The organism is Cohnella sp. OV330 (assembly GCF_900112065.1).
Lineage (GTDB): Bacteria > Bacillota > Bacilli > Paenibacillales > Paenibacillaceae > Cohnella.
In genome coordinates this window covers 103,385-116,989 of record NZ_FOKE01000005.1, presented here as the reverse complement: position 1 = coordinate 116,989, position 13,605 = coordinate 103,385, and the positions used below count along the sequence as shown (strand labels likewise).

The 13,605-nt window shown below is 51.7% G+C and carries 8 protein-coding genes; all 8 read left to right on the top strand.

From position 1 onward, the window contains the following. Window positions 1–18: 18 nt before the first annotated feature. The 8 genes from BM235_RS13390 to BM235_RS13355 all read left to right on the top strand — a co-directional run bounded on the left by BM235_RS13390 (window position 19) and on the right by BM235_RS13355 (window position 13,549). Window positions 19–1,743 carry a type 2 periplasmic-binding domain-containing protein gene (locus tag BM235_RS13390; protein WP_090113863.1) on the top strand — a complete coding sequence of 575 codons (1,725 nt, stop codon included), beginning with the start codon at window positions 19–21 and terminating at the stop codon, window positions 1,741–1,743. Window positions 1,744–1,810: 67 nt separating this feature from the next. Further along, window positions 1,811–2,722 carry an ABC transporter permease gene (locus BM235_RS13385; protein WP_090113861.1) on the top strand — a complete coding sequence of 304 codons (912 nt, stop codon included), beginning with the start codon at window positions 1,811–1,813 and terminating at the stop codon, window positions 2,720–2,722. 19 nt (window positions 2,723–2,741) lie between these two features. Then, window positions 2,742–3,626 (top strand): carbohydrate ABC transporter permease, encoded by an 885-nt coding sequence (locus tag BM235_RS13380; RefSeq protein ID WP_090113858.1) that lies wholly within the window; start codon window positions 2,742–2,744, stop codon window positions 3,624–3,626. A 27-nt stretch (window positions 3,627–3,653) separates the two neighbouring features. Beyond that, complete coding sequence (locus tag BM235_RS13375) at window positions 3,654–6,764, top strand: glycosyl hydrolase (RefSeq protein WP_158543866.1); 3,111 nt, start codon at window positions 3,654–3,656, stop codon at window positions 6,762–6,764. 509 nt (window positions 6,765–7,273) lie between these two features. Next, window positions 7,274–8,446 carry a family 43 glycosylhydrolase gene (locus BM235_RS13370; protein WP_255374364.1) on the top strand — a complete coding sequence of 391 codons (1,173 nt, stop codon included), beginning with the start codon at window positions 7,274–7,276 and terminating at the stop codon, window positions 8,444–8,446. Window positions 8,447–8,626: 180 nt separating this feature from the next. After that, on the top strand, window positions 8,627–10,003 hold the full coding sequence (locus tag BM235_RS13365; RefSeq protein WP_255374363.1) for an ABC transporter substrate-binding protein: 1,377 nt from the start codon (window positions 8,627–8,629) through the stop codon (window positions 10,001–10,003). 106 nt (window positions 10,004–10,109) lie between these two features. Further along, window positions 10,110–11,912: a sensor histidine kinase gene (locus BM235_RS13360; protein ID WP_090113852.1), complete on the top strand. Its 1,803-nt coding sequence runs from the start codon at window positions 10,110–10,112 to the stop codon at window positions 11,910–11,912. A gap of 5 nt (window positions 11,913–11,917) precedes the next feature. Beyond that, the gene (locus BM235_RS13355) at window positions 11,918–13,549 is read left to right on the top strand and encodes a response regulator transcription factor (protein WP_090113851.1); all 1,632 of its coding nucleotides are present in this window, start codon (window positions 11,918–11,920) and stop codon (window positions 13,547–13,549) included. Window positions 13,550–13,605: the final 56 nt, after the last annotated feature.

The following is a 13,605-nucleotide window of genomic DNA, read 5'->3' as shown; positions in this document are numbered from 1 at the left end:
TTCCTTGGGGGGAAACACTTGAAAATCAACGTAAAGAAATCGTTAGGGGCAAGCACGGCAGCCCTATTGCTGCTGACCGTGTTGTCCGCTTGCGGAGACAACAATAACAACAACGCTGCGAGCGATTCGGGGAATGCCTCGAATCGTCCGACGGCAAGCGCGCAGGCTTCTGGCGAAACCGGCGAAGTATCGGACGCACCTATCGATCCGAACGCGAAGTTCGAACCGGCTGTGGACGCGACCGTCGGCGTATCCATTAATGACGCCATGGGGAAAGATTTTACCGAGGAAAAATGGGAAAATAGCGTATGGATCCAGGCTTATCGGGACCAGCTCGGCATCAACATCAAGCCGTCATGGTACGCAAAAGGAGTAGACGCGACTAAACAAAAGATCAGCGTCTCCATCGCTTCCGGGGATATCCCGGACATTCTCGGCGTTACCCAAGAACAGTTGGCTACCTTGTCCAAGACGGATTTGATATGGGATATGAAAGACATCTTTGACAAGTACGCGACGCCTCTTACAAAGCAGATCATTACCGAAGAAGGAAATACGGCTTTGGATTCCGCGACTTTTGGCGGCAAATTGCTGGCGGTTCCCGGAACGAATTCCGCAATCGACGGCGCTTCCTTCTTATGGGTAAGACAAGATTGGTTGACGAAGCTCGGGTTGGCAGTTCCGAAGACGACAGACGAGCTGTATAACGTAATGAAGGCTTTCGCGGACAAAGATCCGGATGGCGACGGCAAGAAAAATACGGTCGGACTTATGTTAAACAAAGACTTCTTGGCGCCGGGGGTAGCGGAAGCGATTGGCATCTTCAACGCATTCGACGCCTATCCGAAAGCATGGGTCCGAGGTGCTGACGGCAAATTGGTTTACGGAAGTGCGCTTCCGGAAGTGAAAGATGCGCTGGCCTACTTGAACAAGCTTTACAAAGAGGGTTTGATCGAAAAAGATTTCGCTGCGAAAGACTCGTCCAAAGCCGCCGAACTAGCCGCCTCGGGCAAAGTAGGCGTCGACTTCGGCGCCATGTGGAACGGTATGTACCCCTTGCAGCAAACGAAGGATAACTTTGCGGATTCCGATTGGCGCGCATATGCGATCGTTTCCAAAGACGATCAACCAGCTAACCCGCAAATTAAACTGAACGTCGAGAACTACTACGTCGTTAGCAAGGAATACGAGCATCCGGAAGTGTTGGTCAAACTGATCAATTTCTGGACGGAGCTGAACTACGGTAACGCGACGCAAGAAGAATTCGATAAGTTTTTGGGTCCGGCTCCCGCGCCTGGCCACCATTGGGCCGTAGCTAAAGCTTGGAAAGCGCAAAAGAACCTGCAAGCGCATTTGAACGTTGTTGAGGCGTTCAAGTCGGGCGACACGTCCAAGCTGAATGCTGAAGAAAAAGGCTATTACGACAATATCGTCAAGTTCAAAAACGGAGATAACGCACAAGCGCAGTTCGAGAAGGTGTTCGGAGAGACGGGATCCTTCGTGGCCATGAACGATTATGTCACGGGGAATCTCTTCAAAATGGATAAGTTCTACGGCGCATCCACGGAAGCCATGAAAAATCGGTTGAAGACGATCGAGCAGACGGTAATCGAATATTACACCAAAGTCATCATGGGCGCGGATTCCATCGATAACTTCGATAAATTCGTCGATCAGTTGAATAAGCTCGGGCTTGCTGATGTTACCCAAGAAGTGAACGAGTGGGACGCAGCTAAAAAATAATGGTTTGTAAGGGAAGGGGTTATCCGACCCCTTCCCTTACTCATAGAGAGACGGAGTGAACATACCGATGGAAACGACAGGAATCCGTAAAAGCGGGCGAATCGCGAGCGCCTATCACCTGATGTTGTTGCCGGCCGTTATCCTTGTGCTTATTTATAGCTACGGGCCGATCGCCGGAATTGTCATCGCGTTTCAGGATTTCGTTCCTTCGAAAGGCTGGTTTGGATCCGATTGGATCGGTCTTGGCAATTTCGAATACGTATTCAATATGCCCGATACGATGCAGGTATTGAAAAATACGCTGCTGATTTCCTTGATGAAAATGATCGTAGGAATTATTTTTCCGCTTACGCTCGCTATTTTGTTGAGCGAAGTGAAAAACGCTTTGTTCAAGCGTACCGTGCAAACGATCGTTTATATGCCTTATTTTTTATCTTGGGTTATTTTATCGGGGATCCTGGTCGACATCTTGTCCCCAACGGACGGCATCGTCAATAATGCGTTGCATGTGTTCGGCATCGATTCCATTTATTTTCTGGGGGATGGGGTCTGGTTTCGAATCGTGCTGATTGCTTCCCATATTTGGAAAGAGCTCGGGTTTGATACGATCGTTTATTTGGCTGCCATATTAAGCATCGACAAGTCCCTATACGAAGCTGCTTCTCTCGATGGAGCAGGTCACATGAAGCAAACTTGGCATATTACGTTGCCGGGTATGCGGCCGATTGTCGTACTCTTGAGCGTATTGAGCCTTGGCAATATATTGAATGCCGGGTTTGATCAAGTATTCAACCTGTATAGTCCGCAAGTGTACGATAGCGCGGATATTCTAGATACCTTCGTCTATCGAATCGGGATCGAGCAGATGCAGTACGGCGTAGCCACGGCAGTCGGACTTTTCAAATCGGTCGTGTCGTTAATATTCATATCGGGCTCTTATTTTATGGCCTATCGCTTCGCGAATTACCGCATTTTCTAATCGATCGGAGGAATGGAATATGATAGAAAGACGCACGCCCTCCAGAATGTTATTTCTGTACGGTAATTACGTAATACTGACCCTGTTCGCAATAACTTGCCTATTTCCTATTCTGCATATGGCCGCGATGTCATTAAGCAGCAATTCTGCCGTTACCGCCGGTTGGGTCACCGTTTGGCCGGTGGACTTTAACTTGGATACCTATAAATATATCGTTCGTAACCAAAGTTTCTTGTATAGCGCGGTAAATTCCTTCGAACGGCTTTCCCTCGGCGTTAGCCTGGGACTGGCATTAACGATATTGGCGGCTTACCCGCTCTCCAAATCCAATCTCAAATTCAGATCGAGAACGGTTTATTCGTGGTTTTTCGTCATTACCATGATATTTAACGGTGGATTGATCCCTACATTCATGGTCGTGAAAGAAACGGGCTTGATGGATTCGATAGGGGCGCTCGTCATTCCATCCGCCGTTAACGTATTTAATATCGTGCTTATGCTGAACTTCTTCAGGTCGCAACCTATCGAACTCGAAGAGTCGGCGCAGATCGACGGCGCGGGTGCCTGGCGGACGCTATGGAGCATCTATTTGCCCATCTCGAAGCCCTCACTGGCCACCATTGCGTTATTCACGATTATTTTTCATTGGAATGCCTGGTTCGACGGACTGATTTATATGAATTCGCCGACGCATTATCCCCTGCAAACTTATTTGAGGACGGTGATTGTATCGCACGATTTGTCGAACGTAAACGCAAGCGATTTTAGCATGATCCAGAACATTTCGAGCCGCACCGTACTCGCTGCGCAGTTGTTCGTTTCCATGTTGCCCGTATTATGTATTTATCCGTTCCTGCAGAAATACTTCGTGCATGGGCTCGTACTTGGAAGCGTCAAAGGATAACGGCAAACGATGAAAAGAGGCGATGAAATGAAACTGCAGCGACTGAAGGAAATATTCAAAAGTCCATCGGCGGATTATCGTGCCGTACCGTTCTGGTCTTGGAACGACGACTTGAAGCAAGAGGAGCTCGACCGGCAGGTAAAGGGATTTAAAGATCAAGGCATGGGCGGATTTATGATGCACGTTCGGGAAGGACTCGAGACTCCTTATCTCGGAGAAGCGTTCATGGAACGAATCAAATCGACAGTCGATACGGCCAAGAAGGAAGGCGTGTTTGCTTGGCTTTATGACGAAGACCGATATTCCTCGGGTATGGGCGGCGGCGAAGTGGCTCGATTAGGCGGCGATGACGTTCGCGCTAAAGCGCTCACCCTGGAGGTCGTAAAAGAGATACCGCAGGGAAACGACCCTAGCATGGTCGCCCTTTATGAAGCCTTTATTAGGGGCGACGAGCTCGCATGGTTTCGTAGAATCGATCCCACGGTCAATAAAGGGGACATTCCTCCAGCTTCGGATGAAAATACATATCTTCTATTCCGACGCGAATTCGGAGTCGCCAACGACTGGTGCCATGGAGATACGTATACGGATTTGCTGAATCCGCGTTCGACCGAGCTTTTCATTCAATCGACGTATGAGAAGTACAAGGATGCGGTGGGCAGTGAATTCGGCGAGACCGTTCCCGGCATTTTCACTGATGAACCAAGCATTCGCGGGGTTTCTGAAAGCCTGCAATTAAACCGAGCATGGATATCTTGGACGGACGGACTCCCTGCGTATTTCAAGGACAGCGTAGGATATGAAATTTGGGACGTCCTTCCCTACTTGTTTTTCCAAGGAGAGAAGGCGTCTAAGACCAGATTCGATTATTGGAAAACGGTGACTGAGCGGTTCAGCGAATCTTATACGAAGCAAATCGGCGATTGGTGCCGGAGCAACGGACTATTGTTCAGCGGACATTATCATTCCGAAGGCAGCCTGGTAGGTTCTGTGCAGACGGCTGGCGCCGTTATGCCCCATTATCGTTATATGAACGTTCCGGGAATTGACACGCTGTGCGAGCAAACCGACGAAAGCTTGACGATCAAGCAAGTGGCGAGCGTGGCGCGGCAATATGGAATGAATCGCGTCATTACCGAAACTTACGGCGTGACCGGATGGGATTTCACTTTCGAAGGACGCAAATGGCTTGGAGATTGGCAATTCGTTCTCGGCGTCAACGTGTTAACCCACCATCTCGCCTTATACTCGCTTAAAGGTTGTCGCAAACGCGATTATCCGCCTTCCTTTAACTACAATACCAATTGGTGGTCGCATAATCACGTGATGGAAGATTACTTCGCGCGCTTGAGCAGCGTCCTCACGCAAGGGAAAGTCGTTAGGGACGTTCTCGTGCTGCATCCGATATCGTCGGTATGGTCAATGCTTGGCGCCAACGCTAAGGATGAGCGGATCGACGACTTGCGGGAATTCGAACGCCAATTCAATCGGTTTATCGATCTGATGCTTGCGGTCCATTATGATTTCGACTTGGGCGATGAACTGATCTTACAAGAAAGCGGCCGAGTCGAGGACGGGAAACTGATCGTTAATTTAGCTGCCTACAAAGTCGTTATCATGCCGACGATGATGAATGTGTTCAGTAGCACCTTGGAGCTTATTCGCAAGTTTATGGATGACGGAGGCAAAGTCATCGCTTCGGGAACGCTTCCCGAAAGGGTAGACGGCGAAATGACGGATGCAATGGAAGGAATATCGCGGCATTCAGGATTCATTCATGTCGAAGATGCCGGAGAAATCTCATCTGTCCTAGAGAAAATCCTGCCTAGGGAAGTCAGCCTGAAGAACGAGAACCAACGCGAAGCCGAGGATTTTCTGTACATGCTGCGCGAAGCCGATCAAAGCAGAGTCTTATTCGTAGTGAATAAAGATCGACACAAGGGGGCGAACATCGAGATCGCGTTAAACGGCATTGGACGCGTCGAAGCCTGGGATCCGCTAACCGGCGAAATAACAGAAGCGGAGTCCTTGGAGAAGGACGGAAAAATGATCATTCGTCAAGCATTCGGTCCTGCGGATTCTAAGCTGTACATGATGGATCTTGCTGGTAAAGGAGAATCCAAACCGGACCGATCCATCGAACGTAGTAAAAAGACGACGAAGCGCAAGGATCGGATTGTTACGGCGCTGGGCCCGGCAAGCCGCTTCTCCCGTACGCAGCCCAACGCCTTGACGCTAGACAAATGTCAGTATCGAATCGGGGAAGGCGAATGGTCGACGGAGATGGATGTCTGGCAGGCGCAACGAGAAATTAGATCTGCGCTCGGCATGCGCCAGGTATTCGCCAATGGAGGTCTTCAACGTCATTTGTGGATTCACGGTCCTCATATTAAAAATGGAACTCTAATATCGTTAGCCTTTGAATTCAACGTTTCCGTCGTACCTTGTTCCGAAATATGCGTAGCGATCGAGCAAGCGGAATTATTCGCGATGAACTTAAACGGCGATGCCGTTGTCGGTGGAGCGAAGGGCTGGTACTTGGACAGAAGTATCGGTACGGTCTCCCTGCCGCAGCTTAAAGAAGGTCTTAATCGGCTTGAGGTATCCTGTGCCTATGATCATGCCATGGAACTGGAGGATTGTTACTTAATCGGGGACTTCGGGGTGTCGCCCGATAGGGTTCTCGTGAAAGAGCCTCATACATTGCGTTTCGGTGACTGGTGCTTGCAAGGTTATATGCATTATTGCGGAAGCATGGTCTATCATTTGGCTTACGAGTGCCTGGAGTTGCCAGGTGCCGGATCAACGATGATCCTTGAGCTGGGAGATTATCGTGCGGTGACGATTGAAGTGAAGGTGAACGGCCGGCACGCCGGTTATGTACCTTGGGCAGCTGCGAAGCAGCTGGATATCGGCGAATGGCTCGTTATCGGCGAGAACAGCATCGACATCGAAGTCGTCGGCAGTCCGCGCAATTTGCTCGGTCCGTTACACCAAGCGGCAACTTCATACGATTGGAAAGAGTGGTGGGACTATCGCCGCGAGGGCGTCGAATATACGCCGGAATACGTCGTTGTCCCCTACGGCTTGATGGGTCAAGTACATCTCAAGCTGAGGGAAGTGCAGCTCGTCAATTAGACAGCATAAATTATATAGGTCTTTAATCGGTCTTGGTCCTGAATTCCATGGGACTAGGATCGTTTTTTTTGAGTTTGCTAGTCCTTGAGACAGCCATTCAATTGGTCGAAAGAGTGAAAGGATAGTCGGTTCATTCACATTGTAAGCGCTATCAGATGAAATTAGAATTTTTATAGAGCCTCGGAAAGGAGGCAGCTGGTCAACCGTAATGTAACAAACAGATTTTTGTATGACGGGGAACTCGAATCAAAAATCGAACAAAAAAAGGGTGATTGTGATGACTCGAAAGTTTAATTTTCGCAAGATTAAGCTATTTCTCATGATATCCGCAATGCTGTTGGTATCGATTCAGGCCGCTTATCTATCTCCCAAACCCGCATATGCTGCCAGTACTCTAATTCAGAACGACGTTTTCTGGAAGGACACTTCGAATCATAATATTTACGCTCAAGGGGGCGGCATTCTAAAGGTCGGAAACACCTATTATTGGTACGGCGTAAAATATAACGGTGCAGTCACCTACGCGAATAATCCAACATCTAAAAACTCGGATACTAGTTTTAACGCCATTACGATTTTTAACGAGCACTTCTCCTAACGGTCCTTTTACTTACTCTCATGTAGAGAGCAATATTCCAAACGTAGTAACGGCAACTACAGGAGATCAGTCCGTATTTGTTGACGATAACGGGCAAGCCTATTTGATTTTCAGCAATTCGAACGGTAGAACCCATCTCTATGTTGCCCCTATCAGGGCGTCGGATTCTCTGCACATTGAGCCGGCCACTGAGGTGTATACGAGTACGAACGGGGGCCGAGAAGGCAATGTTATGTTCAAGCATAATGGTTATTACTATATGCTTTCATCGGATCTTCATGGTTGGAATGCATCCCACACGTACTTTATTAAATCCACTAACATCATGGGGCCCTATTCTTCTGAATCCGTCATGTCAGGTACGAACTCCGATTTCTCGCACGTAACGCAAACCGGACTAGCAGTTACGGTCACGGGTAGTTCCGGATCATTTGTCGTGTTCGGCGGCGATCGGTGGAGCGATTTTGCGGGAAATGGAATCGGGTACAACCAGTGGATTCCCATTTCTTTTAGCGGGAGCACGCCTTACTTTAACTCGTTAAGTCAATGGAGTATCGACGTGGCAAACGGTACTTGGAGCGTGGGGGCGGGAAATAACTACGTATTGAATCCAAGCTTTGAAGCCGATAGGGTAGCACAAACCGCGTTAGCAGGCTGGGCGAATTGGGATAATCTTCCCTCCGCTGAAGCGAACGCGAACGTATCCGGAGGACAGACCGGAAGATGGGCAATGACACAATATTTTGCATCGGCTTATAATGCTAGCATGTACCAGAACATCATCGTTCCGAATGGAACCTATACGCTCAAAGCATGGGTGAAGAGCAGCGGAGGCCAAACAACGGCTCATCTATATGCTAAAAACTTTGGCGGAACCGAGAAGACCATAGCCATCAATAGCAGTATAGGTAACTGGACACAGATGACGATATCAAACATTCAAGTAACGAACGGTTCCATACAGGTGGGTGTCTTTCAGTCGCCAATGCTGGAAATTGGGTCAGAGCGGATGATTTTTCTTTGGTTAAAGATAAACTCCAAAACAGGGTCCCCATTAAAGTCGCCTATTATGCGGCTTTTTTAATTTACGGGAGCTAGTTCTTGTCGTAGGCCGATGTCAAGAACGCGATCCCGAAGCGATCCTGCCTCTTGAACCTTCTGAATATTTTGCAACTCAGGAACCGAGCATATTGAATTATTAAGCGCTCTCTTGAATGCTACGATGTTATTGCAAACGACCACATACGAGAGAGGGGCACCATCCTTGAAAAAAACAAAACTTGCTGCCATCGGCACAAGCGCGCTGCTCGTCACCGCTTTCCTTGCAGGCTGCTCAACCAACAACAACGCGAACTCAGGCAGCCCGTCGGGAACGGCTTCGGGAAGCGCATCCGCGTCGTCGTCCGCATCGGCTTCCGACAAGCCCGCATCCGGCGAGCAGGTGAAGTTGACCTTCTGGCGCAACTCCGGCAATGACGCCGAAAACTCCGCTTACGATCAATTGGTCAAGGCATTTAATGCGAGCAATCCGGACATCAAGGTCGAGATGAGCCCGATTCCTTATTCGGACTACGACGCGAAGCTGCGGACCTCGATCGCAGCGAACAATCCGCCCGATATTATGGCGATCGATGCGCCGAACATGGCATCCTACGCGCAATCGGGTGCATTGCAATCCTTGACGGACTATTTCAAGGCGGACGGCAATCTCGACGATATTCCCGCGGGTACGATCGGGGCTTATACTTACAAAGACAACATCTACATGGCGCCGCTCACCGAATCGTCCATCGCTCTTTTCTACAATAAGAAGATGTTCGAGGCAGCGGGTATTCCGCTGCCGTCCAAAAACCCGGATGAGCCGATGACCTGGGATCAAGTACGCGAAGCGGCCATGAAGCTGACCGACGCGAAAAAGGGCATTTACGGCATCGATCCGGCCCAAGGCTTTGGGAACGCGGGAGCGACCGCTTACTTCAAGTACCCGATCGTCTGGCAGTTCGGCGGGGAGATCATGGACAAGGACGGTACGACCTCTAAGGGCTACCTGGATATGCCGGAGACGAAGAAGGCGCTGCAGTTCTTCGCGGATCTGTATAATAAGGATAAAGTATCGGCGCTGGAGTACCCGCCGGATCCGTTCCCTACAGGCAAGCTTGCTATGACGGTCGACGGCTCCTGGTCGTTGTCCTTCTTGGCCGAGAAGTTCCCGAACTTCAAGCTTGGAGAAGATTGGGACATCGCGCCGCTGCCGAAAGGAACGAAGCAAGCGGTGGCCAACGGCTCTTGGTCCCTCGCCATCTCTTCCAAGAGCAAAAATGCGGACGCAGCCTGGAAGTTCGTGAACTACGTGACGGGAGCGGAAGGCTCCAAGCTGTACAGCAGCGTGACGAAGGATATTCCGGTTCGCTACTCCGTCGCGAAGCAGTTCCCGGAGCTGAACGAATATCCGAAGAACGTCTTTGTCATCCAGAACCAGAAATACGGCCGCTCGCGTCCGATTACGCCGATCTTCCCGCAGATGTCCGATGCGGTCAACAAGATGTTTGAAGACGTAACGATCAGCAAACGCAACGTCGATACGGCGATTGCCGACGCCATCAAGAAAATCGACAAGGCTTACGCCGATATGCCGAAGTAAGAAACCATCGATAACCTGAAAGAGACGATCCGCGAAAGGCGGACGTCTTTTTCAGGCTTTTGCGTTCATACTGCTTTCATCTTACATTCACCGGAGGCCTGACGACATGCTCTACTCGCTTCGAAGCCGGCTTATGGTTGCTTTCTCCATCCTGCTTATTTTCCCGTTCGTTGCGTTGGTCTATATTCTGACTTCCGAGTCGGCGAAGCTCATTAAGACTTCCCTTGAAGTATCCGCTTCGCAGACGATCGAGCAGTATGCTTCCCACGTAACGACCTTGATGAAGCAGCTCGAGGATGTCGGCAACCAGGTTCTCGGAAGCTCGACGACCCAGACTTGGCTGGCCGATCTGCGCAATATCGAAAGCCAGGATAGAGAAGAACTGCTGTCGAAGCGCAGGGTGCAGAATTTTCTGTCCTCCTATGCGGTGAATAATTCAAACGGAATCTCGATCAGTCTTTTTACGGCAGCGAAGGGCGGACTGTGGAGGCAGGACCGCACCTATGAACAGCAGCCTTGGTTTGTGGATTACAAGGAGCAGGATGTGAAATGGACGGGGTCTCACCTGGAAGAGGACCAGCCGGACGAGAGTATGAGGAGCCGGAGCGTGAACGCCTACCTGCTGCCTCTTGTTGAGCTTCAGACGTTGACCGGCGTAGGCATCATTAAGGTCAACTATCCGACGAGCGTGCTGCGGGATCCAATTGACCGGATTCATTTCGGCGAGACGGGCCGCGTCTTCCTGCTGGACGCCGATGGGCGGAGCGTGCTCGGCCAGCAGCTTACAGGAGAAGCGGCTATCTTGAAGGAAGGGGAAAGCAAGCTTGCGAAAGTCCTGCAAACCACTCGGGTGAGGAAGCCAGAGGGGGAGAGCGGCGTGTTCGCCGTTCGAAATCAGGGCAAGCCTTATCTAGTCTTCTACCGGAAGCTGCCGGACCAGAACTGGACAATCATGGGCGTCGTGCCGGAACGGGAATTGTATGCGAAGCTGAACCGGATTAAGGAGACGATGCTGCTCGTAAGCGGTATTCTGCTGGTGATCGTGCTTGTCGTGGCATTCGGCCTGTCCAAAAGCGTCACGAATCCCCTTACGCGAATGGCCCGATCCATGAAGCTTGTGAAGCGGGGCGAGTTCGACGAAGCGATTAAGCAGATGCCGGACACCCAACGGGGGCACAGCGAGATCGGTTATGTGACCGGCGCCTTCGGACAGATGACGAACCGGCTAAAGTACCTGATCGAAACGGAATACGAGACGAACCTGAGGCGTAAAAACGCCGAATACAAAGCGTTGCTGCTGCAGATCAACCCGCATTTTTACAACAATACGCTCGAAATTATTAGCGGTTTGGCCGCGATGAAGCGCAATGACCTCGTGATGGATGCAACCGAAGCGCTAGGGCAGATGATGCGGTATTCGCTGGATTTGAGCGCCGATCAGGTATGGGTATCGGAAGAACTCGCGTATATCCGCGATTATTTGTTCATCCTAAAGCTAAGGTACGACGATCGACTACAGGTCCGGATCGAAGAGGCGCCGGGGACCCGCGAACTTAAGATGCCTAAGTTTATTCTGCAGCCGTTGGTTGAGAATGCGGTGAAGTACAGCTTGGAAAACGGGGAACAGGCGCTAGTTGAACTGGGGGCCGAGGCCCGCGACGACTGGCTGTACTTGACCATCGCCGACAACGGAATCGGCATGAATGGGGAACTGGCAGCCGATCTGCAGAGAGGGCTGTCCGGGGCGGATACAACGGCGATCCTCTACTCGAAGGGGGACAGCATCGGACTGCGAAACGTGCTGGCGCGCTGCCGGGTGCAATACGGCGATGCCTTTGAAGTCCGCATTGCTTCATCTCCGGATTCCGGCACGACGATAACGATGCGGTTGCCCGCAAGCAGGAGTTGATCATCATGTACCGTGTCATGCTCGTAGACGATGAAGCCGGCGTTCGCAATAGCATCCGGGCGAAGATCGATTGGGAGGGTGCCGGATTCGTTATCGCTTACGAAGCGTCCGGCGGAGAGGAAGCGCTCCATATGCTTGCCGAGGCGGAGGTACGTCCGGATATCGTCATCTCGGACATTCGGATGCCGAAAATGGACGGGATCGCCTTTATCCGAGCTTGCAAGGAGGCCTATCCGGACCTGCGCGTCATCGTCTTGTCCGGCTATTCGGACTTCGATTATATGAAGTCGGCCATCCAGCTCGGCGTCAAGGATTACCTGCTGAAGCCTGTCGTGCGGGCGGAACTCTCTTCGCTGCTCGGGAAGCTGGCGGGCGAGTTGAAGGAGGAACGACTGCTGGAAGGCGAGCGCCAGCGGGAGAAGGTTCAGCTTAACCAGCAGCTGCGGCTCATGCAGGAGCATTTCCTCCTTCAATTGGTGAAGGAGGAAGGCATCAGCGAGTCTGCGGTGCGGGATCGACTGCACCAGTTGCAGCTCGCCAAGCTGGACGGCGAAGCGCTAAGCCTACGCTTCGCGGCACTGGAGATGCGCTTGCCGCCGGGACGGCTGCGAAGCTGGGAGGGACGCCGCGATCTGCTGCAGCTGGCATTCCGCATGCTCTGCCGGGAGACGGCCGACAAGCGGGAGAACGTGTACCCGTTCTATGACGTGGGGCACCCGTCGATGATGTTTTTCCTGCTGGCGGAGACGGGAAGCAAGGCGTCCGGGGACGAAGTCGCGGAGCAGTTCGTTCGCGAGCTGAGGCGCAATGCGGCGACGTACCTGCGGCTTGAAAGCGTCGGCGGCATCGGCGAGCCCGTGCGCGGGTGGCGCGAAGCGAAGAACGGCTATGCCAGCTGCATGCTGGCCTGGAGCCGCGGAACGGTCGACGGATCGGCCGCCGCTTCGACCCAGAGGGAAGCACTTGATTGGGCGCAGTCATTCACGGCCGAGACGGAGCGTAGGCTGATTCAGGCGATCGAGACATTGGATCGACAAGCTTTTTCCGCTCAACTGCTTGAGCTGTTCCCGCCGAATCGGGACATGCCGATGTTCGCCTTCACCTTTCTAGCGCTGCGGGTCATCCTAACCTTCGGGTCGCTTGCGAAAAAGTTCGAACTGGGCGACACCTCGCTTCAACAGGTGCTATGGAATTGCCAAGCTTCGATCGCGACCTATCGGAGTCGGGGAGAGGTACTTGCGCAAATTGAACGGCTTGCCGATCTGGTCATGGGTGCGGTGCGAAGCAGCCGGACGTCCAGCGGCCAGCTGCAGGCGGAGGCGGTCCGCAAGTATGTGGACGAGAATTATCCTTACGAGTTGACGCTGTCCCAGTTGGCCAGTATGTTTCACATGAACGAGACTTACCTGTCAGGCTTGTTCAAGCAGAACGCGGGCTTTACGTTCAGCGACTATTTGACGCGGCTCCGGATGACGCGCGCCGCCGAGCTGCTGAGCGGGACCGATCTGAAGCTGACGGATATCGCGATGCTGGTCGGCTACTCCAGCTCCAGCTATTTCAGCACCTCTTTTAAAAAGAATTACGGCTGCAGCCCGAAGGAATACCGGGAGAAGCAGCAGAAAACGAATGAAAGCTAACGATCCGCTGCTTCCTCCCTCCACCCAGCATTTTAGAAGTCGCTCCCCGAGCATAG

Bases quoted from the DNA above. Each gene is read 5' to 3' on its own strand.
- BM235_RS13360 (WP_090113852.1), top strand. From the start codon at position 10,110: ATGCTCTACTCGCTTCGAAGCCGGCTTATGGTTGCTTTCTCCATCCTG.
- BM235_RS13385 (WP_090113861.1), top strand. From the start codon at position 1,811: ATGGAAACGACAGGAATCCGTAAAAGCGGGCGAATCGCGAGCGCCTAT.
- BM235_RS13375 (WP_158543866.1), top strand. From the start codon at position 3,654: ATGAAACTGCAGCGACTGAAGGAAATATTCAAAAGTCCATCGGCGGAT.
- BM235_RS13380 (WP_090113858.1), top strand. From the start codon at position 2,742: ATGATAGAAAGACGCACGCCCTCCAGAATGTTATTTCTGTACGGTAAT.
- BM235_RS13355 (WP_090113851.1), top strand. From the start codon at position 11,918: ATGTACCGTGTCATGCTCGTAGACGATGAAGCCGGCGTTCGCAATAGC.